Origin of the sequence: Streptomyces sp. NBC_00045 (assembly GCF_045041095.1) — a bacterium.
Lineage (GTDB): Bacteria > Actinomycetota > Actinomycetes > Streptomycetales > Streptomycetaceae > Streptomyces.
On sequence record NZ_CP108272.1, the window covers coordinates 71,846 to 93,826 of the forward strand.

Annotated in this window: 20 protein-coding genes; 17 read left to right on the forward strand and 3 right to left on the reverse strand. The window is 74.7% G+C overall.

What is annotated here, in order from left to right; all coding sequences use genetic code 11:
* The first annotated feature begins 30 nt into the window (after positions 1-30).
* From OHA65_RS36455 to OHA65_RS36465, 3 genes are all read left to right on the forward strand, one after another.
* A complete protein-coding gene (locus tag OHA65_RS36455; protein WP_331729725.1) occupies positions 31-1,902 on the forward strand; it encodes a beta-ketoacyl synthase N-terminal-like domain-containing protein in 1,872 nt (623 codons plus the stop codon).
* On the forward strand, positions 1,899-2,720 hold the full coding sequence (locus OHA65_RS36460) for a 4'-phosphopantetheinyl transferase superfamily protein (protein WP_331729726.1): 822 nt from the start codon (positions 1,899-1,901) through the stop codon (positions 2,718-2,720). Before OHA65_RS36455 ends, OHA65_RS36460 begins: the two co-directional genes overlap by 4 nt.
* 421 nt (positions 2,721-3,141) lie before the next feature.
* Positions 3,142-4,020: an MBL fold metallo-hydrolase gene (locus OHA65_RS36465; RefSeq protein WP_405759384.1), complete on the forward strand. Its 879-nt coding sequence runs from the start codon at positions 3,142-3,144 to the stop codon at positions 4,018-4,020.
* A 4-nt stretch (positions 4,021-4,024) separates the two neighbouring features.
* Here the strand turns inward: OHA65_RS36465 and OHA65_RS36470 are convergent, their stop codons facing one another.
* Positions 4,025-4,948: an AfsR/SARP family transcriptional regulator gene (locus OHA65_RS36470; RefSeq protein ID WP_327286130.1), complete on the reverse strand. Its 924-nt coding sequence runs from the start codon at positions 4,946-4,948 to the stop codon at positions 4,025-4,027.
* A 210-nt stretch (positions 4,949-5,158) separates the two neighbouring features.
* Here OHA65_RS36470 and OHA65_RS36475 point away from each other — a divergent pair, with 210 nt between their 5' ends.
* The 6 genes from OHA65_RS36475 (at position 5,159) to OHA65_RS36500 (ending at position 11,060) form a co-directional block, all read left to right on the forward strand.
* Entirely contained in the window at positions 5,159-5,980 is an 822-nt protein-coding gene (locus tag OHA65_RS36475; RefSeq protein ID WP_327286131.1) for an AfsR/SARP family transcriptional regulator, read from the forward strand.
* A gap of 129 nt (positions 5,981-6,109) precedes the next feature.
* The gene (locus tag OHA65_RS36480; RefSeq protein ID WP_329316665.1) at positions 6,110-6,880 is read left to right on the forward strand and encodes an alpha/beta fold hydrolase; all 771 of its coding nucleotides are present in this window, start codon (positions 6,110-6,112) and stop codon (positions 6,878-6,880) included.
* Complete coding sequence (locus OHA65_RS36485) at positions 6,877-8,142, forward strand: beta-ketoacyl-[acyl-carrier-protein] synthase family protein (protein ID WP_327286133.1); 1,266 nt, start codon at positions 6,877-6,879, stop codon at positions 8,140-8,142. The genes OHA65_RS36480 and OHA65_RS36485 overlap by 4 nt, the downstream gene beginning before the upstream one ends.
* A complete protein-coding gene (locus OHA65_RS36490; RefSeq protein ID WP_331736259.1) occupies positions 8,139-9,425 on the forward strand; it encodes a ketosynthase chain-length factor in 1,287 nt (428 codons plus the stop codon). Before OHA65_RS36485 ends, OHA65_RS36490 begins: the two co-directional genes overlap by 4 nt.
* Positions 9,426-9,489: 64 nt before the next feature.
* The gene (locus OHA65_RS36495) at positions 9,490-9,753 is read left to right on the forward strand and encodes an acyl carrier protein (protein ID WP_327286135.1); all 264 of its coding nucleotides are present in this window, start codon (positions 9,490-9,492) and stop codon (positions 9,751-9,753) included.
* Positions 9,754-9,758: 5 nt separating this feature from the next.
* The gene (locus OHA65_RS36500; RefSeq protein ID WP_327286136.1) at positions 9,759-11,060 is read left to right on the forward strand and encodes an FAD-dependent monooxygenase; all 1,302 of its coding nucleotides are present in this window, start codon (positions 9,759-9,761) and stop codon (positions 11,058-11,060) included.
* Between the two features lie 62 nt (positions 11,061-11,122).
* On the opposite strand, the gene OHA65_RS36505 is transcribed toward OHA65_RS36500, so the two are convergent.
* The gene (locus OHA65_RS36505) at positions 11,123-11,596 is read right to left on the reverse strand and encodes a nuclear transport factor 2 family protein (RefSeq protein WP_327286137.1); all 474 of its coding nucleotides are present in this window, start codon (positions 11,594-11,596) and stop codon (positions 11,123-11,125) included.
* Positions 11,597-11,738: 142 nt separating this feature from the next.
* Between OHA65_RS36505 and OHA65_RS36510 the strand changes: the two genes are divergently transcribed.
* From OHA65_RS36510 to OHA65_RS36535, 6 genes are all read left to right on the forward strand, one after another.
* Positions 11,739-13,334, forward strand: a complete 1,596-nt coding sequence (locus tag OHA65_RS36510; RefSeq protein ID WP_327286138.1) for a class I adenylate-forming enzyme family protein — start codon at positions 11,739-11,741, stop codon at positions 13,332-13,334.
* 58 nt (positions 13,335-13,392) lie between these two features.
* Positions 13,393-15,318: an FAD-dependent oxidoreductase gene (locus OHA65_RS36515; RefSeq protein ID WP_331736261.1), complete on the forward strand. Its 1,926-nt coding sequence runs from the start codon at positions 13,393-13,395 to the stop codon at positions 15,316-15,318.
* Positions 15,315-16,142 carry an SDR family NAD(P)-dependent oxidoreductase gene (locus OHA65_RS36520; RefSeq protein WP_327286140.1) on the forward strand — a complete coding sequence of 276 codons (828 nt, stop codon included), beginning with the start codon at positions 15,315-15,317 and terminating at the stop codon, positions 16,140-16,142. Before OHA65_RS36515 ends, OHA65_RS36520 begins: the two co-directional genes overlap by 4 nt.
* Positions 16,142-17,101 carry an aromatase/cyclase gene (locus tag OHA65_RS36525; RefSeq protein ID WP_331736263.1) on the forward strand — a complete coding sequence of 320 codons (960 nt, stop codon included), beginning with the start codon at positions 16,142-16,144 and terminating at the stop codon, positions 17,099-17,101. The genes OHA65_RS36520 and OHA65_RS36525 overlap by 1 nt, the downstream gene beginning before the upstream one ends.
* A gap of 131 nt (positions 17,102-17,232) precedes the next feature.
* Positions 17,233-18,189, forward strand: a complete 957-nt coding sequence (locus tag OHA65_RS36530) for an aromatase/cyclase (protein ID WP_328765485.1) — start codon at positions 17,233-17,235, stop codon at positions 18,187-18,189.
* Positions 18,190-18,336: 147 nt separating this feature from the next.
* Positions 18,337-20,121: a condensation domain-containing protein gene (locus OHA65_RS36535; RefSeq protein WP_328765486.1), complete on the forward strand. Its 1,785-nt coding sequence runs from the start codon at positions 18,337-18,339 to the stop codon at positions 20,119-20,121.
* Positions 20,122-20,158: 37 nt separating this feature from the next.
* Here the strand turns inward: OHA65_RS36535 and OHA65_RS36540 are convergent, their stop codons facing one another.
* Positions 20,159-20,443 (reverse strand): PqqD family peptide modification chaperone, encoded by a 285-nt coding sequence (locus tag OHA65_RS36540; RefSeq protein WP_329316673.1) that lies wholly within the window; start codon positions 20,441-20,443, stop codon positions 20,159-20,161.
* A gap of 325 nt (positions 20,444-20,768) precedes the next feature.
* Here OHA65_RS36540 and OHA65_RS36545 point away from each other — a divergent pair, with 325 nt between their 5' ends.
* Both OHA65_RS36545 and OHA65_RS36550 read left to right on the forward strand, forming a co-directional pair.
* Positions 20,769-21,065: an antibiotic biosynthesis monooxygenase gene (locus OHA65_RS36545; protein WP_054223933.1), complete on the forward strand. Its 297-nt coding sequence runs from the start codon at positions 20,769-20,771 to the stop codon at positions 21,063-21,065.
* Entirely contained in the window at positions 21,055-21,852 is a 798-nt protein-coding gene (locus tag OHA65_RS36550; protein WP_327286144.1) for an acyltransferase domain-containing protein, read from the forward strand. Before OHA65_RS36545 ends, OHA65_RS36550 begins: the two co-directional genes overlap by 11 nt.
* Positions 21,853-21,981: the final 129 nt, after the last annotated feature.

Genomic DNA, 21,981 nt, shown 5'->3' on the forward strand with positions numbered 1-21,981 from the left:
CTTTTCCACCCCCAGAAGGAGCGCGTCCAGATGGACGAGAAGGAAGTCCTGACCCGGTTCAAGAACGGCCATCTGGACCGGGCCCAGGTGGCCGCGCTGCTGACCGGCGCCGCCACCGGTGCGGGACCCGTCGTCCTCGCACAGCCGGACGCCCGGCCCGAACGGGACGCGGAGCACGCCGGTGCCGTCGGGCCCAGCGCCGTTGCCGGGCCGGTCGACCGGGCAGTGGGGGCCGGGCCGGTGGCCGGTGCCGGGCCCGTCGCCGTCGTGGGGCTGGCCGGGCGCTATCCCGGCGCGCCCGACCTCGGCGCGTTCTGGCGCCGGGCGCGCGACGGCCACGGCAGCGCCTCGGCCCCGCCGCCCGGGCGGCCCGGTGACGAGCCCGGCCACTACCTGGAACGCGTACAGGACTTCGACCCGGAGTTCTTCGGGATCGACGCGCGCGAAGCCGCCCTGATGGACCCCCAGGAACGGCTGTTCCTCGAAACGGCCTGGGAGGCCCTGGAGGACGCCGGGTGCACCGGCGGCCGTCTCGACGCACTGACCGCCGCCGACGGGACGCCGCGCAGCGTCGGGGTGTTCACCGGCGCCGGGAGCGGCGACTACGCGCTCCTCGCCGCCGGGACCTGGCGGCGCGAGCGGCCCCGGCCGATGCCCCGCGGCGGCCAGTGGAGCCTGCCCAACCGGCTCTCGGCCCTGCTCGGCCTCACCGGCCCCAGCCAGTCGGTCGACACCGCGGAGTCCTCCGTGCTCGTCGCCCTGCACCAAGCCGTCGCCGCGCTGCACCGCGGCGAATGCGCCGCCGCGCTCGTCGGCGGCGTCCGGCTGCTGCTGCACCCCTCCAGCCGACACCCCGGCGCGGGTGAAGGCGTCGGCGCCCTGCTGCTCAAGCCCCTGGCGCGGGCCCTGGCCGACGGGGACGACGTCCACTGCGTGGTGCGCGGCAGCGCGGTCGGCCACACCGCACCCGATCCCACGGCGGCCGGCCCCGGCCGCAGGTCCCGGTCCGGCGGGTGTACGGGGCCCGCCGGACCGGTCCGGCCGGCGTCGGCGGACACGTCGGCGGACACGTCGGCCGACGCCCCGGCGCCGCGCGTGCTGCGCGAGGCCCTGCGCGCGGCCGGTGTCGAGGCGTCCGCCGCCGCCGTCCGCGAGGACGCCGGGTCCGTGCGCCCGCTCGTCGGCGATGCGGGCGCGGCGACCGGCGCCGCCGCCCTCACCCGGGCCGTGCTCCAGCTGCGCCACCGGAGCCTGGCGCCCGGGCCGGGGCGCGCCGAGGCGCAACCCTGGCAGGGCGACGAGAACGTGCCGCGCCGGATCTGCGTCGGCGTCCGCGGGGCCGGCGGCGCGGACGCGCACGTGGTCCTGGAGGAGTACGTGCCCGCCGCCACGGAGCAGGGCGCGGAGCGGGTCGGCGCGGCCGGTGAGCTGTTCGTCCTGTCCGCCCCCACCCCCGCCCACCTGGCCGCCACCGCCCGCCGCTTCGCCGAGCTGCTGGAGGGCCCGGGACCGGTTCCCCCGCTCGACGGGCTCGCGCGCGCCCTGCGTACCGGGCGGGCCGCCATGGACTGCCGGTTCGCGGTCGTCGTCGGTGACACCGGCGAACTGGTCCGGGCCCTGGAGCAGTTCGTACGGGACGGGGCGCCCTGCGCCGATCTGCGGGACGGCGGCGCCGACCCGCTGGGACTGGGCGCCGTACCCGAGACGGACGGGTACCTCGCCGCACTCTGGCAGTCCGGGCACCTGCACCAGCTGCGCGGCCTGTGGCTGTCCGGGCTGGACGTCGACTGGGCCGCGCTGGAGCCGGCCCGCGGGGCCGCCACCGCCGGAGTGCGGCTGCCCGCATCCGCGTTCCTGCGCGTTCCGCTGTGGCTGGGCGGCGAAGACGGCGGCCCCGCATGACCGCGCTGCCCCTCGACCCGGCGGGCCCGGGGGAGAACGAGCCGGCCCCGGTGAACCTGTGGTTCTGCCCCAACGAGGACCTCGCGCCCGGGATCGCCGCGACGCTGGCCTCGTACTGGCTGGACGAGAACGAACAGGAGGTGGCCGGCCGCTTCCTGTTCGAACGCGACCGCCGCCAGTACCTCGTCGCCCACGCGCTGGTCCGGCGGGTACTGGCGTTGGAGACCGGCATCCCCGAAGCCGAGGCGATCATCTGGCGCTCCTCGCGCGGACGGCCGTTCCTCCAGACGCCGGCCGGCGGGCTGCCGCGCGGGGCCGACGCGCTGGACTTCAACCTCTCCCACGCCAACGCCTACAACCTGCTGGGCGTGTCCCGCGGATCGCGCATCGGCGTCGACGTCGAGCGGCTGGACCGCGGTGAGCGGGGACTGGACAACATCATCGCGACGTTCGCCGCCGAGGAGCAGGAGTGGATCGCCAGCGCCGCCCCCGGGCGGCCGCGCGACCGGCGGGCCCTGCGGTTGTGGACGCTGAAGGAGGCGTACTCGAAGGCGCGCGGGCTGGGACTCGGCCTGCCCTTCGACTCCTTCGTGTTCACCCTGGCCGAGGACCGGGGCGTCCTCGGCTTCCGGCCGCCGGCCGACGACTCGGCGGTGCGGTGGCGGTTCCTGGAGGTCGAGCCGGTGCCGGAGGTCCTGGCGGCGGTGGCGGTCGAGGTCGATGCCGCCCGGCCGCCGGCGGTCCACCTGCACCACGGCTTCCCCTGGGGCCGCGCAGCCCCCCGCCGCCTGGTCCTCCCGGAACCGGCGGGAGTCTGACACCGGCCGTGCCGCGCCGTGCCGCGCCGTGCCGCGCCGTGCCGTGTCGGCAGGGGCGCGGGGTGGGTCCGGCACTGCGCCGACCGGTCCCGGCGGACCGCCGCCGGGTCGCCGGACGCATCGGCCGGCGCGAGTGCGGGGGCGGATCGGTGATCCGCCCCCGCGATGGGTCGCCTGCGCCTGCGGTTTCTGCGCCTGTATCTACGCCGGTTGCCCCGTGACCCGTTGTCGTGAGAAATAGGCGGGTCGGGAATTCGCTCGACATTTGGTCAAGGTGGCGCCTGGGAATGCGCGGCGAGGGGGAAATTCCACGGGGATTTTAGGGGGAATCTAGCGGGGGCGTGGCGGGGCGGTTGAGAATTCTGGTTACGGATCTTTGGGAAAGAGGTGGGCCGTGCGGGGCGAAGGTGGCGTTGTCGAGGTGGGTGACGGGGTCCACGCCTACGTGCAGCCCGCCGGGGGCTGGTGCCTGAACAACGCCGGCATCCTCGTCGACGGCGGGCACAGCGCGCTCGTCGACACCGCCGCCACCGAGAGCCGGGCACGGCGGTTGCGCGGGGCCGTGCTGCGGCTGGCGGGGCGGGCGCCGCGGGCGCTCGTCAACACGCACTTCCACGGCGACCACACCTACGGCAACTTCGTCTTCCCCGAGGCCCTGACCATCGGCCACGAGCGGACCCGGACCATGGTCCGGGCGGCCGGGCTGCACATGGCCGGGCTGTGGCCGGACGTCTGCTGGGGCGACATCGAGATCACCCCGCCCGAGCTGACCTTCCGGGACCGCACCACGCTCCACGTCGGCTCGATCCGGGCCGAGCTCATCCACATCGGCCCGGCGGCCCACACCACCGACGACACCGTCGTCTGGCTGCCCGACCAGGGCGTGCTGTTCACCGGCGACATCGTCATGAACGGGGTCACGCCGTTCTGCGTCATGGGGTCCGTCGCGGGCTCCCTGCGGGCGCTGGACCGGCTGCGGGAGCTCGGTGCCACCACGGTCGTACCCGGTCACGGGCCGGTCGGCGGCCCCGAACTGCTCGACGCGAACGCGGAGTACCTGCGCTGGGTCCAGTGCCTGGCGCGGGAGGGCTCCGCGGCCGGCCTGACCCCGCTGGAGCTGGCCCGCGCCACCGGCCCCGGCCCGTACGCCGAACTGCTGGACACCGAGCGCCTGCTGCCCAACCTGCACCGCGGCTACGCCGAGGAGCAGGGCCTGCCGGAGGGCTCGCCGCTGGACATCGGCGCCCTGTTCCAGGAGATGACCGAGTTCCACGGGCGGCCCCTGGAGTGCCACGCCTGAGGGTTCACGGCCCGTCCGGGGCCGCGGTCAGCTGGTTGAAGCGCCGGATCAGGGCCTCCTGCTCCCGGCCCAGTGCCTCGATCCGGTCGCCGAGACGGGCGATCGCACGGCCCAGTTCGTACAGGGACGGCTCGGGTTCCGGCGCGGGGGAGGCGGGCAGGGCCAAGGTGGGCGCGTGGTGCAGGATCGCCTCCATCCGCTCGCGCAGGGCAGGGCCCGGCTCCACGCCGAGTCCGTCCACCAGCCGCCGGCGGGCCCGCTCGTACACGCCCAGAGCCTCCGCCTGCCGGCCGCACCGGTACAGGGCCAGCATCTGGAGGTCGTAGAGCCGCTCGCGCGTCGGGTGGCCGGCCGTCAGCCGCTCCAGCTCCCGGGCGACCTCGGCGTGCCGCCCGCTGCGCAGGTTCGCGTCGTACAGGGTCTCCAGCGTGGTCAGCCGCAGTTCCTCCAGCCGGTCCGCCTCCGCCGTGCACAGCGGCCCCTGCCCGCTGCCTTCCAGTGCCGGGCCGCGCCACAGGGCGAGCGCCCCGCTCAGCAGCTGCGCGGCGTGGACGGGATCGGCGCCGAGCGCCGCCCGGCCCTCGGCGGACAGGCGGTGGAAGCGCTGGGCGTCGGTGGTGGCCCGGCCCGGGTGCAGCAGGTAGCCCATCGACCGGGTGGCGATCCACTCCTGCCCGCCCGCGCCCTGCAACAGCCGGCGCAGCCTGGCCACATGGGCGTGCAGGGCGTTCGCCGCGCCCGCGGGCGGCCGGTCGCCCCACAGCTCGTGGATGAGCCGGTCGGCGGGCAGTACCTGGCCCACCCGGACCACCAGGGCGCCGAGCAGCGCCCGCTGTTTGGCGCCGGAGGGCACGACGTACGCCCCCGAGCGGCGGTCGAGCACCTCGACCGGGCCCAGGACGCGGAAGTCCGCCCCGGTGTCGTCCATGGTGCGTGCCCCCTCCCGGCGAAATGAATTATGTGCCGGTTTTAATCCACTGAGCGGAATCTACCAGCTTGTTTTCGTCCTGCAACCATCTGGGGCGGAGGGCTGCTCGACACCTGCTCAAGAATTCCGGGACACCGCACTGGACACCGCTACCGTGCCGGAGTCGAAGGCTGAAAATCGATGGGAACTCGACGAAATGCGGAGGACACCGTGAAGATTCAGGTTCTGGGTCCGTTGAGTGCCGAGGTCAACGGGGGCTCGATTGTTCCGACGGCTGGCAAGCCGCGCCAGATCTTGGCGCTGCTCGCGCTCTATCCGGGGCGGGTGATGCCCGTACAGACCCTCATGGAGGAGATCTGGGGCACCGACCTCCCGCAGAGCGCGCTCACGACGTTGCAGACCTACATCCTGCAGCTGCGCAGGAGACTGGGCACCGCCATGGGACCGGGCGTCCCGGGCAGCGCCAAGGACGTGCTCGCGACCCGGCACGGCGGCTACCTGCTGCAGATACCGCCGGACGCCGTGGACGTGTACGCGTACGAGACCCTCGTGGTCGGCGGTCAGCACGCGTACGAGGAAGGGGACGACGAGCGCGCGGCCGACCTGCTGCGCAAGGCGCTCGGACTGTGGAACGGCCCGGCGCTGGTCGACGTGCGCGTGGGACCGATCCTGGAGATCGAGGTCATGCGGCTGGAGGAGAGCCGGCTCGTGACCGTCGAGCGGCGCATCGACGCGGACCTGCGCCTCGGCCGCCACGTCGAGGTCATCGCCGAGCTGACCGAGCTGATCGCCCGGCACCCGCAGCACGAGGGCCTGCACTCGCAGGCCATGGTCGCGCTGTACCGGTCCGGCCGCCAGGCCACCGCCCTGGACGTCTACCGCAGGCTGCGCAACCGCCTGATCGACGAACTCGGAGTGGAGCCGTCCCCGCAGCTCCAGCGCCTGCACCAGGCGATGCTGACGGTGGACCCGGCGCTCGACGTGGTGGCGGGCCCGCGCCGCGGATCGACGTTCGACCTCTACGCGGCATAGGGGGCGCTGCGGCCCCACCGCCCGCCCCGAGTCCCCTCCCGGGAGGGGCCGTACACACGGGTTCGAGCCGGTCTCAAGTGAGGTCGGTGAGTGTCGAGACCTACGTGGTGCGGTTCCTGGGAGGTGGCGATGGGCGACGGACGGGCCGTTCGGCTGCACTGTTTCGCACATGCGGGGGCCGGAGTGTCCTCGTTCTACCGGTGGGACAAACTCGCCGGGAGCGGGGTGTCGACCACGCCCTGGCTGCTGCCCGGACGCGACGAGCGGCGCCGTGAGATCCGGCTGACCGGCCGCGACGAGCTCCTGGCCGACCTCAAGCCGCTCTTCGAGCAGATAACCGACGAACCCGGCGTCCCCTACATCCTCTACGGGCACAGCCTCGGCGCGACGGTCGCCCTGACCGTCGCCCACGCCGTCCGGGAGTACGGGCTGGCGATGCCCGCGCTGCTGGCCGTCGGGGCCAGCCCGCCGCCGGACCTCCCGGCCGCCCTCGCGAACTCGGCCGAGCTGCCGGACGCGGAACTGCTGCGCGTCCTGGACCGGTTCGACGCGCTGCCGCCCGGCGTGGAGCCCGGCGACGTGTGGTTCCGGTCGGTCTTCCCCGTGCTCCGCGCCGATCTCCGGCTCGCCCGCAGCCTGCGGGCCGCCGCCACCGCGCCGACCGCGCCCGGTCCGCTGCCCGTACCGGTGCTCGCGGTCATCGGCCGCGATGACCCCCTCGTCGGCGCCGAGGCCGCCGCGGGCTGGCAGCGCTGGACCACCGGCCGGCTCGTCCGCCGGACCGTGCCCGGCGGCCACTTCTTCGTCCGGGGCGGCGAACTGCCCCGGATGCTCGGCCGGGCCGCCCGCATCGTGCTGCGCGGCCACCGCGACCAGACAGGACAGGGGGAAGGGCGATGAGACGAGTCGTCATCACGGGCATCGGGGTCGTGGCCCCGGGCCGCCCGGGCACCAAGGAATTCTGGTCGCTGCTGACCGACGGCCGGACGGCCACCCGCGCCATCACCCTCTTCGACGCCTCCGCGTTCCGCTCCCGGATCGCCGCCGAGGCGGACTTCGACCCGCAGGAGTCCGGGCTGAGCGCCGAGCAGTCCGGGCGCCTGGACCGCGCCGCCCAGTTCGCCGTCGTCAGCGCCCGCGAGGCCCTCGCCGACAGCGGCCTGGCCGGCTCGTACGACGCCGCGCGCACCGGGGTCACCCTCGGCAGCGCGCTGGGCTGCACCACCGGCCTGGACGCCGAGTACGGGGTCGTCAGCGAGCAGGGCACCCGTACGCTCGTCGACCACACCAAGGCCGTACCCCACCTGTACGACTACTTCGTCCCCAGCTCGATGGCGGCCGAGGTGGCCCGTACCGTTGGCGCCCAGGGGCCCGTGGCGCTGGTGTCCACCGGCTGCACCTCCGGTCTCGACGCGATCGGGCACGCCGTCGACCTCGTCCGCGAGGGCAGTGCCGACGTGATGGTCACCGGCGCGGCCGAGGCGCCCATCACGCCGATCACCGCAGCCTGCTTCGACGCGATCCGTGCCACCTCCACCCGCAATGACGAGCCGGAGACCGCCTCGCGGCCCTTCGACCGCACCCGCAACGGGTTCGTCCTCGGGGAGGGCTCGGCCGTGCTCGTCATCGAGGAGTACGAGCACGCCCGCAGCCGCGGCGCCCACGTCTACGCCGAGATCTCCGGATTCGCCTCGCGCAGCAACGCGTACCACATGACCGGACTGCGGCCCGACGGAGTCGAGATGGCCGCGGCCATCACGGCCGCGCTCGGCGAGGCGGGGCTGGGGCCCGAGCACATCGACTACATCAACGCGCACGGCTCCGGCACCAAGCAGAACGACAAGCACGAAACCGAGGCGTTCAAGCGGAGCCTGGGACAACGGGCGTACGAGGTCCCCGTCAGCTCCATCAAGTCGATGATCGGGCACTCGCTCGGCGCGATCGGAGCCCTCGAAGTGGCCGCCTGCGCCCTGGCCATCGAACACGACACCGTCCCCCCGACGGCGAACCTGCACGAGCCCGACCCGGCCTGCGACCTCGACTACACCCCGCTGACCGCCCGCCGGCAGCGCACCGACGCGGTCCTGACCGTCGGCAGCGGCTTCGGCGGGTTCCAGAGCGCGATGATCCTGACCAGCCCGAACCTGAAGGCGGACCGATGACCACCGCAGTCGCCGCCCCTGCCGTCGCCCCTGCCGTCGCTTGCGTACCCGCTGCCGCCCGGCCGCGGACCGCGGCCCCCGTCGTCACCGGCATCGGGGTCGCCGCCCCCAACGGGCTCGGCACCGAGGCCTGGTGGTCCGCCGTCCTGCGCGGCCGCTCGGGCATCCGGCCGGTCAGCCGGTTCGACGCGAGCGGTTACCCGGCGAAGCTCGCCGGGGAGGTGCCCGGATTCGTCGACGCCGACCACGTGTCGAGCCGGCTGCTGCCGCAGACGGACCGCGTCACCCGGCTCTCGCTCGCCGCAGCGAAGGAGGCCCTCGACGACGCCGGGGCCGACCCCGCGCAGCTGCCCGAGCACGCCGCCGGCGTGGTCACCGCCAACTCCTTCGGAGGGTTCGAGTTCGGCCAGCAGGAGCTCCAGGCACTGTGGAGCAAGGGCGGCCAGCACGTCTCGGCGTACCAGTCCTTCGCCTGGTTCTACGCCGTCAACAGCGGCCAGATCTCCATCCGGCACGGCCTGCGCGGCGCCTCCGGAGTGATCGTCTCCGAGCAGGCCGGCGGCCTCGACGCGATGGCCCACGCCCGCCGCCAGATCCGCAAGGGCGCCGAGCTCGTCGTCACCGGCGGCATCGACTCCGCGTTGTGCTCCTGGGGCTGGGCCGCCTACCTGGCCGGCGGCGGGCTCACCGACCGCGAGGACCCGGCCCGCGCCTACCTGCCGTTCGCCGAGGACGCGAGCGGCCACGTCGCGGGCGAGGGCGGCGCGCTCCTCGTCCTGGAGGGCGCCGAAGAGGCGCGCCGGCGCGGAGCCCGCGTCTACGGGACCCTCGCCGGGCATGCCGCCACCTTCGACTCCGACGGGACCTCCCGGCTCGGGGCGGCCGCCGAACTCGCCCTCGCCGACGCGGGCGTACACCCCGACGAGGTCGACGTCGTCTTCGCCGACGCCGCGGGCGAACGCGGCGCCGACCGCGCCGAAGCCGAGGCGATCACCGCACTGTTCGGCCCGCGCGGGGTGCCCGTCACCGCACCGAAGTCGATGACCGGGCGGCTCGCCGCAGGTGGCGCGGCCCTCGACGTGGCAGCCGCCCTGCTCACCCTGCGCGACCAGCTGATCCCGCCGACCACCGGGACCGAGCTCCCGGCCGACGACTGCCCGCTGGACCTGGTCACCGGAGCGCCCAGCCCCGCCCTGGGGCTGCCGCTGCGGACCGCGCTCGTGCTCGCCCGCGGCCGTGGCGGCTTCAACTCGGCCGTCGTCGTCCGTGCCGCGGACGCCTGACCTCACCCACGCCCCCACACCCCCCCCACGCCCACATCACACCCCACCAGAACAGAGGGAGACCATGGACCGGCTGGAACTCGACGACCTGAAGCGCATCCTGCGCGAGTGCGCGGGCGAGGAGGAGGGCATCGACCTCGACGGCGACGTCCTGGACATGAACTGGTTCGAGCTGGGCTACGACTCGCTCGCCGTCCTCCAGACCACCGGGTACGTCGAGCGCGAATACGACGTCCTCCTCGACGAGGAGGCCCTCGACGACGCCGACACCCCCCGCCGCTACCTCGCCATGGTCAACGAGGTGCTGGCAGCACGGGCCGCGGTCTGAGCCCGGTGCGCGAACAGGCAGCCACCGCCGGCGCCTCCACCACCGCCACCGCCGGCGACGCCATCGACACCGACGTCTGCGTCATTGGCGCCGGACCCGCCGGGCTGGCGCTGACGCTCATGCTGCTGCGCTCCGGCGTCCGGGTGACCCTGGTCGAACGCTCCACCGCGTTCCACCGCGATTTCCACGGCGAGATCCTCCAGCCCGGCGGCCAGCGGATCCTCGACGAACTCGGCGTCCTCGCCGGAGCTGCGGCCCACGGCGCGGCGTGCCTGGGCGGTTTCCAGGTACTGGAGCGGGAGCGGGTGCTGCTCGACATCGACTACGGGCGGCTGCCCGCCCCGTACGACCACCTGCTCGCCCTCCCGCAGCCGCACCTGCTCCGGGAACTCCTCGCCGCCTGCCGGCGGCTGCCCGGCTTCACCCTGCTCGAAGGCCACCGGATCGCCGCGCTCCGCCAGCGGCGGCCGGACGGCCCCTGCACGGGCGCCGTGGTGAACGGCCCCGACCGGGTGCCCGTCACCGTCCGCGCGCAGGTGGTCGTCGGCGCCGACGGCCGGTTCTCCAAGACCCGCGCGCTCGCCGGCATCGACGCGGGGCGCGTCGAGTCCTTCGCCCACGACGTGGTGTGGTTCGCGCTGCACGCGCCAGGCCGGGCCACCGGGCGGGTACGGGTGCACCGCACGGCCGGCAGCGCCCTGCTCGTCCACGACACCCACCCCGACCGGCTGCGGATCGGCTGGACCCTGCCGCACGGCGGCTGGCGCGGCGCCGTCCGGCGCGGCATCGAGGACATCCGACGGGAACTGGCCGAGGCACTGCCCCCGTTCGCGGACCTCGTCCACGAACAGATCACCGCCATGGCCGACCTGACCCTGCTCGACGTGTTCGCCTCGCACGCCGCGCAATGGGTGCGCGACGGGCTCGTCCTGCTCGGCGACAGCGCCCACACCCACGGGCCCATCGGCGCCCAGGGCATCAACCTGGCCCTCCAGGACGCCGCCGCGCTGCACCCCGTACTCGTCTCCGCGCTGTCCGACGGGGAGCCGACGGCCCGGCGACTCGCGGCCTACCGGGACCGGCGCGCCCCGGCGGCGGCCGCCGTGCACCGCATGCAGGTCATGCAGGCCCGCACGATGTTCGGCGGCGGCGGGCCCGCTGCCGACTTCCTGCGGGCGCGGGCGGCGGCGCTCGTCACCCGCACCCCGATCGGCGCGAAGATCACCCGGAAGGTCGCGCACGGTCACGACCCGGCCGGGGTGCGCACCGACCTGTTCACGCCGCTGCCCGCGCACCGCGCCGCGTAGCCACCGCGCCGCGTAGCCCCGCGGGCCCGCGTAGCCCCGGGTCCGCGGGGCTGCGCGGGCGGTCAGGCCAGGTCGTCGCGCGTCACCAGGCGGTGGGCGACCTGCCAGCCGCCGGGCGCGGGCACCAGTACGTCCTCCATCACGCAGACCCGGTGCACCTTCGACCCACCGCCCCGCGGGGTCAGGTACACCAGTGCGTAGCTGCGGGTGTGCACCGAGCCGTCGGGCTGCGGCCGCGCGTCCAGCATGCCGAGCCAGTGCCGCAGCTGCTCGCCGGTGCCGGCCTGCACCTCCGCGTTGCGCCGGACGTTCGCGGCGAGGGCCGCGCGCCCGATCACCGGCGCCGGCAGCGTCGGCACGTCGAAGACCGCGTCCGGTGTGAACGTACGCGCCCACGGCTCGGCCTCGAAGGAGTCGAACAGCTGCATCTGCCGGGAGTAGAACTGCTGGACCTCGGCGTACAGCAGCCCGAACTCCCGTTCCCGGGGCGGGCGGGGGGACGCCTCGGCGGCGATCGTCGCGGTTGTCGCGGTCATCGCGGGACTCCGTTCCATCGGTTCCCCACAGCATCTGCGGCGCGGATCGAGCGCCCTTCGAAGACTCCTCAAGCGCCGCTGCCCAGGGTGGAGGCTCCGCCGCAGCCGCGGCTGCCCCTTCGGGAGCCAGGAGGAGAGCACCATGCCGAGATTCGTGTACCCGGAACTTCCGCTCGACGGCCTGCTGCGTCGGGCGGCGGTCCGCGACCCGGCCGGGCGGGCGATCCGGACCGCGACGGGCGGCGGTGTCACGACGACGGTGACCTTCGCGGAACTCGACGCCCGGGCCGACCGCTTCGCCTCCTACCTGGAGCACACCCTCGGCCGGCGCGGAGCGCGGATCGGCGTCGCCAACGTCCTCGACCCCGTCTTCGCCGCCGCCTACTACGGGACCGTGCGCAGCGGGAACACGGTGGTGCTGGTCAACCCGTTGATCAAAGAGGCGGGCCTGGTGCACGTCCTGCGCACCGCCGAGGTCGAAGTGGCGTTCGTACCGACCGCCACCGCCGAGCTGCTGGTCAAACTGGGCGACGGGCTGCCGCACCTGCGGTCCGTGGTCGTCACCGACGCGCCCGACGGCATGGTCCCCGGCGACGCCGTCCCGCTGGAGGCCGCCCTGGAGTCGGCGCCGGAGCGGACGGACCTGCCCGGGGCCGTCGACCTCGACGGCGACGCGTGCATCCAGTTCACCACCGGCACCACCGGCCGTCCCAAGGGCGTCCGGCTCACCCACCGCAACCTGGTGGCGAACGCGGCCCAGACCGCCGCCGCGCACGACCTCGGCAGCGACTCGGTCACCCTCAACCACCTGCCGCTCTACCACGTCATGCACCTCAACTCGGGCGTGTACGCAGGTGCCTGCCAGGTGCTGTGCACCGACCCCGACCCGATCGCCTCGCTCGCCGCCGCCGCGCAGGTGGGGGCCACCCACTACTACGGGTTGCCCGCCCGTCTGCACCGGCTGGCCCAGGACGAGCGGCTCACCCACGACTTCCCGGCCGGGGCCCGCCTCACCGCCGTGCTCTCCGGCGGCACCGCCCTGTCCCCGACCGCCGCCCGCACCCTGCGCGCACGCCTGGGCGTGCCCGTCATCCAGGGCTACGGGCTGGCCGAGCTCTCCCCGCTGTCCCACTGCCAGGACCCGCACCGTCCCAAGAGCGGCTCGGTGGGCGCCGCCGTACCCGGCACCGAATGCCGCATCGTCGCCGTGGACACCAGCACGCCGCTCGACGTGTACGCCACCGGCGAGGTCCAGGTCCGCGGGCCGCAGGTGATGGCCGGATACCTCGACGAGACCGTGACCCGGCCCGTCGACGCGGACGGCTGGTTCGCCACCGGGGACATCGGATACCTGGGCGAGGACGGCGTGCTGTTCCTCGTGGACCGGCTCGACGACGTCTTCAAGTACGACAACGAGCTCGTCTCGCCCAGCGCCGTCGAAGACGTCATCGGCGCCGACCCGCGCGTCGCCGAGTGCATCGTGGCGGGCTGGCCCGACCCGGTCCACGGCGCGCTCGTGTGGACCGGCATCGTCCTGCGCGACCCCACCGCCCCCGGCCTGCTCGACGTCCTCGACTCCATCGTGGAGCGCGCCAACGCCCGCCTGAACGACTTCGAGCAGATCCGCCGCGTCGAGGTGCTCGATGCCGTGCCGCGCAACCACGTCGGCAAGCCCGAGCGGCGCACGCTGCGCCAGAGCCTGCGCGGCCGCGCCGCCGCGGAGGCCGCGGCCGTCTGACCCCGGCCCCGGACCCCGACTTCCCCCTTCGCATCCGTACGACCAGAGGAGCAGTCACGTGGCGAGCAGTACCGGCACACCGTCCGGGGCCGGGTCCGCCCGGGTCCTCGTGGTGGGGGCGGGCCCCGTCGGCCTGACCGCCGCCCATGAACTGGCCCGGCGGGGGCTGCGCGTACGCCTCGTCGACGGGGCCCCCGGGCCGGCCCGCGAGAGCCGTGCCGTGGCCGTCCACCCGCGCACCCTGGAGACCTTCGACCAGATGGGCGTCGTGGACGGGGTGCTCGCCCGCGGCCGCAAGAACCGGGCCTTCACGATGTACGCGCGCGGCAGCCGCCTGGTCCGCCTCGACGCGGACTACGCGGCGATGCCCACCCGTTTCCCGTACAGCCTGATCATCGGGCAGGCCGAGACGGAGCACGTGCTCCGCGAGGCCGTCGCCCGCCTCGGCGTCAGCGTCGAATGGGGGGTGCGGCTGGCTTCGTTCGAGCAGGACCACGACCGCGTACGGACCCGCCTGGAGCACCCCGACGGCACCACCGAGGAGTACGAGGTGCCCTGGCTGGTGGGCTGCGACGGCGGCCACAGCACCGTGCGCAAACAGCTGGGGCTGCCGCTGCTCGGAGAGTCCAGCGAGACCTGGGCACTCGCCGACGCGCCCGTCTCCACCGACCTGCCGCCCGACACCATCTACTGGGTCCACACGGGCAGCCAGGCCCTGATGATGGTCCCGTACCAGCGCGAGGGGTACTGGCGGCTGCTGGACACCGCCCCCGGAGCGCAGCCGGGGGACGCGGCGCGGCGCTTCTCGGAGAAGCTCGGCGCCGGGCTCGGGCGGCCGGTGCGGGTCGGTGAACCCGAGTGGACCTCCGTGTTCACGTTCCAGCAGCGGATGGTGCCGCGCATGCACGACGGCCGCTGCTTCGTTGCGGGCGACGCGGCCCACGTGCACAGCCCCGCCTCGGGGCAGGGCATGAACACCGGCATCCAGGAGGCGTACAACCTGGCCTGGAAGCTCGCCATGGCCGCCCGGGGGCAGGCGGGCCGGGAGCTGCTGGCCACGTACGGGCAGGAGCGGGTCCCGATCGGCAAGGCCCTGATCGGATCGACCCGGAAGGCCACCTTCCTGGTCCAGTTCAAGAATGCGCTGGCCGGATTCGCCCTGCCGGTCGTCTTCACCTTCGTCCGCACCATCGGGCCGCTGCGCAGGGCCATCCAGCGCAAGGTCCTCGGCGGGATGTCCGGACTGCTCCTGTCGTACGGCGACAGCCCGCTGAGCACCGCCGACCCGCTGATGGGGCTGCCCGCAGGCGTCCGGGCCGCGGCGGCGGCCGACCGGCGCGGCGACCCGGGCTCCGAGGCGCTGCGCGCCGAACTGCGCGACACCCGCTGGTCCCTGGTGTGGGAGGCGGGCGGGCCGGGCGAGGTCGGCGTGGCGACGGCGGCGGCCGCGGCCCGCGCACACGGCGCCTGGTTGTCGGTACGGGCGGTGGTCGACGGGCCGGGCGACGGGCGGCCGGGCGACGGTCTCGGCGACGGCCCCGGTGACGGTCTCGGCGACGGCCTCGGCGACGGCCTCGGCGACGGCCTCGGCGACGGCCCCGGTGACGGCCTCGGCGAGGTCGCCGCAGACCTCGGCGGGCCACGGGCGCTGGGCGATCCGCAGGGGGTGCTGCGGCGTGCGCTGGGGCTGCGACCGGGCGGCTGGCTGCTGATCCGGCCCGACGGCTACGTCGCCGCGGGCGGCGCGTCCTTGACCCGGCGCGCCCTCGCGCGGGCCCTGGCACCCCTGGGTCCGCAGGCCGCCCTGCCGGACGGGGCGCCGGACGGGGCGCCGGACGGGGCGCCGGACGGGGCGCCGGACGGGGATCCCGCGGATCCCGGCGCGGCAGGAACCGTACCCGTCCTCAATCCGGCTTCCACCGCACCTCCAGGGCTCCGCGACACGGTCGAAGTCCCACCACGGGTTTTGGAGGCAACACGATGACCACCACGTCCACGACGACAACACGGTCAGCGCCGTCGGCGGCGCCGGACAAGCCGGTCGCCCTCGTCACGGGCGGTACGAGCGGCATCGGCCTGGCGGTCGTACGGGACCTGGCCCGCCGCGGACACCGGGTGTTCCTGTGCGCGCGGACGCCGCAGAACGTCAAGGAGACCGTCGAGGAGCTGCGCGCCGAGGGCCTGGACGTCGCGGGCACCGCCGCCGACGTCCGCTCCCGCGAAGCGGTCACGGAGCTGGTGGCCGCCGCCGTCGCGGAGTGGGGCGCCCCGGTCTCCGTCCTCGTCAACAACGCCGGGCGCAGCGGCGGCGGTCCGACCGCCGACATCACCGACGAGCTCTGGTACGACGTCATCGACACCAACCTGAACAGCGTCTTCCTGCTGACCCGGGAAGTGCTCAAGCACGGCGGCCTCGGCGGGGCCCCGTACGGCCGGATCATCAACATCGCCTCCACGGCCGGCAAGCAGGGCGTTCTGCTGGGCGCCCCCTACTCGGCGTCCAAGCACGCCGTCGTCGGCTTCACCAAGGCCCTCGGCAAGGAGCTGGCCCCGGCCGGGATCACCGTCAACGCCGTGTGCCCCGGCTACGTCGAGACGCCGATGGCGCAGCGCGTACGGGCCGGCTACGCGGCCGCCTGGGACACCACGACCGAGGACGTGCAGGAGCAGTTCGAGGCGAAGATCCCGCTGGGCCGGTACGCGATCCCGGAGGAGGTGGCGGCCATGGTCGGCTACCTGACCACCGACCTCGCCGCGTCCGTCACCGCGCAGGCGCTGAACGTCTGCGGCGGACTGGGGAACTTCTGATGGCAGCCGAGCAGGTGCACCGTACCGTGCACGAGACCGAGGTGGCCGCCCCCGCGGGCGTGGTCTACGGACTGATCGCGGACCCCGTGCAATGGCCGCTGTACTTCCCGCCCAACGTGTACGTGGAGCGGCTGGAGTTCGACGGCGTCCACGAACGGCTGCGGATGTGGGCGACGGCGAACGGGCGGGTCAAGTCCTGGACCTCGCGCCGCGTCCTCGACGCCGCCGCGCGGCGCATCGAGTTCCGGCAGGAGGTCCCCGCGGCCCCGCTGTCGGCGATGACCGGCACCTGGATCGTCGAGCCGTTGGGCGCCGAACGCTCCCGGCTGGTCCTGCTGCACGACTTCTCCGTCGGCGGCGACCGGGCCGAGGACGTCGAATGGGTCGAGCGCGCCACCGACACCAACAGCCGTGCGGAGCTGGCGAACCTGGCCACGCTCGGCGAGCGCTGGGGCCGGCTCGACGACCTCGTGATGTCCTTCGAGGACACCGTCCGCGTCGACGCCCCGCCGGAGCTGGTCTACGCCTTCCTGGAACGGGCCGAGCAGTGGCCGCAGCTGCTGCCGCACGTGTCACGGTTGGAGCTCACCGAACCCGACGAGCTGCCCGGCGTCCAGGTGATGGCCATGGACACCCTCACCGCCGACGGGTCCGCGCACACCACCGAATCGGTGCGGGTGTGCTTCCCTGTGGCCGGCCGCATCGTCTACAAGCAGACCCGCACGCCCGCCCTGATGTCCGCCCACACCGGGGTGTGGACCGTCACCGGCGGCGCGTACGGCTCGACCGTCACCTCGCAGCACGGGGTCGTGCTCCGCGAGGAGGCGGTGCAGCAGGTGCTGGGGGCTTCGGCCGACCTGGCGGCGGCCCGCCGGTACGTGCGCGAGGCGCTGGGCCGCAACAGCACGGCGACGATGACGTACGCGAAGCAGTACGCGGAGTCCGCGCTCGCGCGCTGAGGCCCCGGCCGGGCACTGAGCGGCCCACGGGCGCGGCCCGACCCGCTCAGGGCCTGGCTCCAGGCCGCTTCGAGCGGAGTTCCGGCCGGCACGGACAGACTCTGGATCACTTGTGAGGGAAGGGTGTGGCGATGTCGGTCCAGCAGGTGCACCGCACGTCCTATTCCGTGGACGTGAACGCGCCCCCGGGCGTGGTCTACGGGCTGATCGCGGACACGACCCAGTGGCCGCTGTTCTTCCCGTCGAGCGTCCACGTCGAACGGCTCGACTTCGACGGCTCCCGGGACCGGTTCCACATCTGGGTGACCGCGAACGGGACCGTCAAGTCCTGGCTCTCCCGCCGGACCCTGGACGCGCCCGGGCTGCGCATCGACTTCCGCCAGGAGGTTCCCGCCGCCCCCGTCGTCTCGATGGGCGGCAGCTGGATCGTGGAGCCGCGCGGCACCGGCCGCTCGCGGCTGGTCCTGCTGCACGACTTCGCGGTCGCCGGCGACCGGCCCGCCGACGTCGACTGGACCAAGGAGGCCACCGACACCAACAGCCGCGCCCAACTGGCCACCTTGAAGGAGGCCGCGGAGCGCTGGAGCCGGCTCGACGACCTGCTGCTGTCCTTCGAGGACTCCGTCCGGATCAACGGCCCCGCCGAACTCGTCTACCAGTTCCTCTACGGGGCCGCCGACTGGCCGGAGCGCATCCCGCACGTCTCGCGCGCCGCCGTCACCGAGGACGAGCCCGGCGTCCAGCTGCTGAGCATGGACACCATGACCGCCGACGGGTCCGCACACACCACCGAATCGGTGCGGGTGTGCTTCCCGGCGGCCGGCCGCATCGTCTACAAGCAGACCTCGACCCCGGCCCTGATGGCCGCGCACACCGGCGAGTGGTCGCTGATCCCCGACGAGAGCGGCGTCACCGCCGTCTCCCAGCACAGCGTGCTGCTGCGGGAGGAGGCGATCGAGCAGGTGCTCGGCCCCGGCGCCGACCTGACGGCGGCCCGCCGGTACGTGCGCGAGGCCCTCGGCCGCAACAGCACCGCGACCCTCGGCCTCGCCAAACAGCACGCGGAGACCGCCGTCCGCACCCTGTGACCTGGTAGCGCACCCCTCGGGGCCCCGTCCCCGCGGCCCGGGCTCCGCCGGGACTCCGGCGGTGTGTCAGGCGCGCGTCAGCGAAACGTGGGAACCCCGCGCATACTCGACCCCTTTGAAGTGCGAGGCCGAGACGAGGGGGAAAGGATGAGCGTCGGCTCCGAACGGACCGGCCCACCCGCACACCCCGGGCCCGGACGCCCCGAACGCGTACACCCCGGGCCCGGGCTGCCCGCCGGGGCCCGGCAGCGCGAGGTCCTCCTCGACGCCATGGCCGCCCGGCCCGGCTCCGGACTGCACGTCGGGCAGCTGCACTGGCGCTGGTACGGGCCGCTGGACACCCGGCGGTTCCAGGCCGCATGGCAGAGCGTGTACGACCGGGAGGCCGTGCTGCGCGCCGCGTTCGCCCCGTACGGAACCCGCGGCGGACCCCGCGTCGTCGTCCACCCGCAGGTCGTCCCGCAGCTGGTGCGCCACCCGCAGGGCTCTGCCGACTGGCAGGCCCTGCTGCTGAGCGAGCGGCAGCGCGACTTCGACCCCACGCGGCCCGGACCGCTGCGGATCGCACTGCTGGACGAACAGGGCGGTCCGGGCGGCGGCAGCGGTTGCGCCGGTCCGACCCGCGTCATCCTGACGTACCACCAGGCCCTGCTCGACGGCCGCAGCGTACGCCTGTTGCTGCGCGCCTTCGCCCGTGCCTACCTCGCCGAAGGCGCCGCCACGGGCGGGGAGCGCCGCCCCGACCTGCGGGACCACCTGCGCTGGCTGGCCGGCCAGGACCGCGCCCCGGCCCGCGCGTTCTGGTCCGCGGCCGCACCGCCCGCCGGATCGGCCACCCTGCCGCCGCCCGCGGGCGCGGGGCAGCCCCGCGACCGGAGCGGGCACCTGCGCACCACCGTCCGGCTCGACCCGTACGAGGCTTCCCGGCTGCGGGACTGGGCCGCCGGGCAGGGCGTCACCGAGAGCACCGCCCTCCAGGCGGCCTGGGCCCTCCAGTTGCGCCGGGCCGTGCCCGGCGGCGGCCCGGTCCCCGTGGCGTTCGCCACGGCCGTGTCCGGCCGCGGCATCCCCCTCGACGGCGCCTCCCGGCTGCCCGGCCCGCTGCGCAACCCGCTGCCGATGTCCGTCGACGTCGACCCCGGCGAGCCGCTCGCCCGGCTGCTGGCCGACCTCGCGGACCGCGCGTTCGACCTCGCCGCGTACGAGTGGGTCTCCATGGGGCAGGTGCACGCCTGGAGCGGCCGGGAACCGGACGATCCGCTCACCGAGACGCTGCTGGCCTTCGACGCGCCGGCGGCGACGGGCACCGACCCGCTGGACGAGGAGTTCGCCGCCCAGGGGATACGGGTGACCCCGCCGGAGACCGTGGGCGCGCACGGCGGCTTCGCCCTGTCGGTGACCGCGCACCACGACCGCGGGGGCGGCCTGGTGCTGACCGGGGTGCACGACCGGGCGCGGATCGCGGACGCGGCCGACGCCGTCCACCGGACCGCTCAGCTGTTGCGGGAGTTCCCCGCCCGCGCACGGGAGTCGACGACCGTCGGCGAGGCCCTGAGGCTGCTCGGCCCGTGGCCGCAGCCGCCCGCGCCGAGGCCCGCGGGAGGCGCACGCCTGCTCCTCCTGCGACGGGCCGCCCGCCCCGGGGCCGGCACCGTGGTCCTGATCCCGCCCCCGGGCGCGCCCGCCGGGCGTCAGACCGCCCCGGCCGCGACCGATCCGGGGGCCCGGCAATTGGTCGCCCTCGACGTCCATGCGGACGCCGGCGCTTGCCTGGCCGCGCTGCGCCCGGTCCTGGCGAAGGGCGAACCCCTGACCCTGGCCTGCCCCCAGGCCGCCGCGCCGCTGGCCCGGGAGCTCGCCCACCGCATCACGGCGCACGCCTGGCCCACCCCGGCGATCACCATCACCCCGGACGACGACCCGGCGGCCTGAGCCGGGCCGGATCGGCCCCGGTCAGCCGGTCAGCCGGTCAGGGGGCGGGCTCCGTGTGCAGGAGGCCCGCGTCGCGCATTTCCTCGATCCAGATGTCGAGGTCCGCGCGGGCGTTTTCGGGTCCGGTGCCCCACAGGCGGGCGAGCAGGTCCGCCGCCGCCGCGCTGTCGCCGTCGTGCTGGCGCAGGGCGATCCACATGGCGGTGCCCACCGGGCCGCAGCGGTAGCTCGCCGGTCCGGTGGACGACGCGGCCAGCAGCTCCAGGCGGCCGTCGGCGTCCACGGAAGTGACACGCACCCCCGGCATCGGTCGGATCCGCACGGGCACCTCCAGGGCCGGCTCGATGCCGGTCTCCGTACCGGTCGAGGAACCCTCAAGCTATTACGGAAGCCGGGCAGGATCCATGGATCCGGCCGCAATCTGGGGTTCCCCCCACCACACCCCCTGTGGGCCGACATTCAGGAGTTAGGGGGGTTTAGGGGACCGCCACGCCGGGCTCCGGCCGCTTCCCGTGCACTCTGGAGGGGCGGTCGAGCCGTCTTCCAGGGCTCTTCGAGCCGGGCCGCCGAGCGTGGCACCCGGACCCCAATCCCCCAGAACCCACACGAGGGCGGCAATCCCGCCGTGGCAGACCCGAGGAGCCCCCATGGTGACTTTCGTCAACAAGCTGACCGTCCACGGCGACATCGACCGCTTCCTGGCCGTCAAGGACCGCCTGACCGCGTACATGAGCAGCCAGCCCGGCTACATCGGCCACGAGGCGCTGCGCCACCTCGGCGACGAACGGATCTTCCTCGAACTCGCCGTGTGGCAGGACGCCGAGGCCCACCGCAACGCCGTCCGCAGCGAGCAGTTCCAGGCCCTCGTCAAGGACCTCGGCCCGCTGGCCACCCCCGAGCCCGGTCTGTACGAGACCGTGGAGGCGGCGCCCGGTGTCCGATGACGCGGCCGCCCTCCTCGCCCGCCGGCCCCGCGGGCCGCGCCCACCGTGGCGTTCCGCCCCGCCGCTGACCGTCCTGTTCACCGGTCACACGGGCCGCCGCCTCGCCCTCGGCCGTGAGCTGTACTGCTCGGTTCCCGCCTTCCGGACCGCGTACGACGTCGTACGCGAGGCACTGGACCCCTGGCTGCGGATGCCCCTGGCCGCCGTGGTGTTCGCCCCCGAGGGCGGGGTGGACTCGGGCCTGATCCGCCGGGCCGAGTTCGCCCAGCCGGCGCTGTTCGCCTTCCAGGTGGCCGTGTACCGGTTGTGGCAGAGCTGGGGGCTGCGGGCCGACGCCGTGGCCGGGCAGGGCGCCGGTGAACTCTCCGCCGCGCACGTGGCGGGCGTGCTCAGCCTGCCCGACGCGGCCCGGCTGGTCGCCGCGCTCGGCCGGCTCGTCCCGCCGCGGCCCGCACCCGGTGCCGCCCGGGCCGCCGAGGGCGAGTTCCTGAAGGCGGCCCGCGAGAGCGCCACCGCGCCGCGGTCCGTCCACTTGGTGTGCACGGCGACCGGCCGGGCCATCGGCCCCGGCCCGGACGAACGCCGGCTGCGGCCCGAGCGGCTGCTGCTCCAGGCCCACCAGGTCATCCGTACCGCCGACGCCGTACGCACCCTTGAGGCGGCCGGATTCACCCGCCCCCACCCCTGCGGGCCCGACCCCGAGGACACCCTCCCCGGCTGTGAACTGCGTGCCGCCCGCGCCGTGCTGCTCCACATCGAAGGACGGACCGCAGGCCGCCACCGGTGATCCCGGTGGCCGGTCTCCGGCCGTGCTGCACGAAGCCTCAAGCGGGTGTCGAGCCGATGCCCGCACGCTGAAGATCCGCGCACGAGGACGGACCAGCCCCGCGGACTGCGCACAGCAGGCCGAGAGTCC

Bases quoted from the DNA above. Each gene is read 5' to 3' on its own strand.
- OHA65_RS36455 (WP_331729725.1), top strand. From the start codon at position 31: ATGGACGAGAAGGAAGTCCTGACCCGGTTCAAGAACGGCCATCTGGAC.
- OHA65_RS36460 (WP_331729726.1), top strand. From the start codon at position 1,899: ATGACCGCGCTGCCCCTCGACCCGGCGGGCCCGGGGGAGAACGAGCCG.
- OHA65_RS36470 (WP_327286130.1), bottom strand. From the start codon at position 4,948: ATGGACGACACCGGGGCGGACTTCCGCGTCCTGGGCCCGGTCGAGGTG.
- OHA65_RS36480 (WP_329316665.1), top strand. From the start codon at position 6,110: ATGGGCGACGGACGGGCCGTTCGGCTGCACTGTTTCGCACATGCGGGG.
- OHA65_RS36485 (WP_327286133.1), top strand. From the start codon at position 6,877: ATGAGACGAGTCGTCATCACGGGCATCGGGGTCGTGGCCCCGGGCCGC.
- OHA65_RS36490 (WP_331736259.1), top strand. From the start codon at position 8,139: ATGACCACCGCAGTCGCCGCCCCTGCCGTCGCCCCTGCCGTCGCTTGC.
- OHA65_RS36495 (WP_327286135.1), top strand. From the start codon at position 9,490: ATGGACCGGCTGGAACTCGACGACCTGAAGCGCATCCTGCGCGAGTGC.
- OHA65_RS36505 (WP_327286137.1), bottom strand. From the start codon at position 11,596: ATGACCGCGACAACCGCGACGATCGCCGCCGAGGCGTCCCCCCGCCCG.
- OHA65_RS36510 (WP_327286138.1), top strand. From the start codon at position 11,739: ATGCCGAGATTCGTGTACCCGGAACTTCCGCTCGACGGCCTGCTGCGT.
- OHA65_RS36520 (WP_327286140.1), top strand. From the start codon at position 15,315: ATGACCACCACGTCCACGACGACAACACGGTCAGCGCCGTCGGCGGCG.
- OHA65_RS36525 (WP_331736263.1), top strand. From the start codon at position 16,142: ATGGCAGCCGAGCAGGTGCACCGTACCGTGCACGAGACCGAGGTGGCC.
- OHA65_RS36530 (WP_328765485.1), top strand. From the start codon at position 17,233: ATGTCGGTCCAGCAGGTGCACCGCACGTCCTATTCCGTGGACGTGAAC.
- OHA65_RS36535 (WP_328765486.1), top strand. From the start codon at position 18,337: ATGAGCGTCGGCTCCGAACGGACCGGCCCACCCGCACACCCCGGGCCC.
- OHA65_RS36545 (WP_054223933.1), top strand. From the start codon at position 20,769: ATGGTGACTTTCGTCAACAAGCTGACCGTCCACGGCGACATCGACCGC.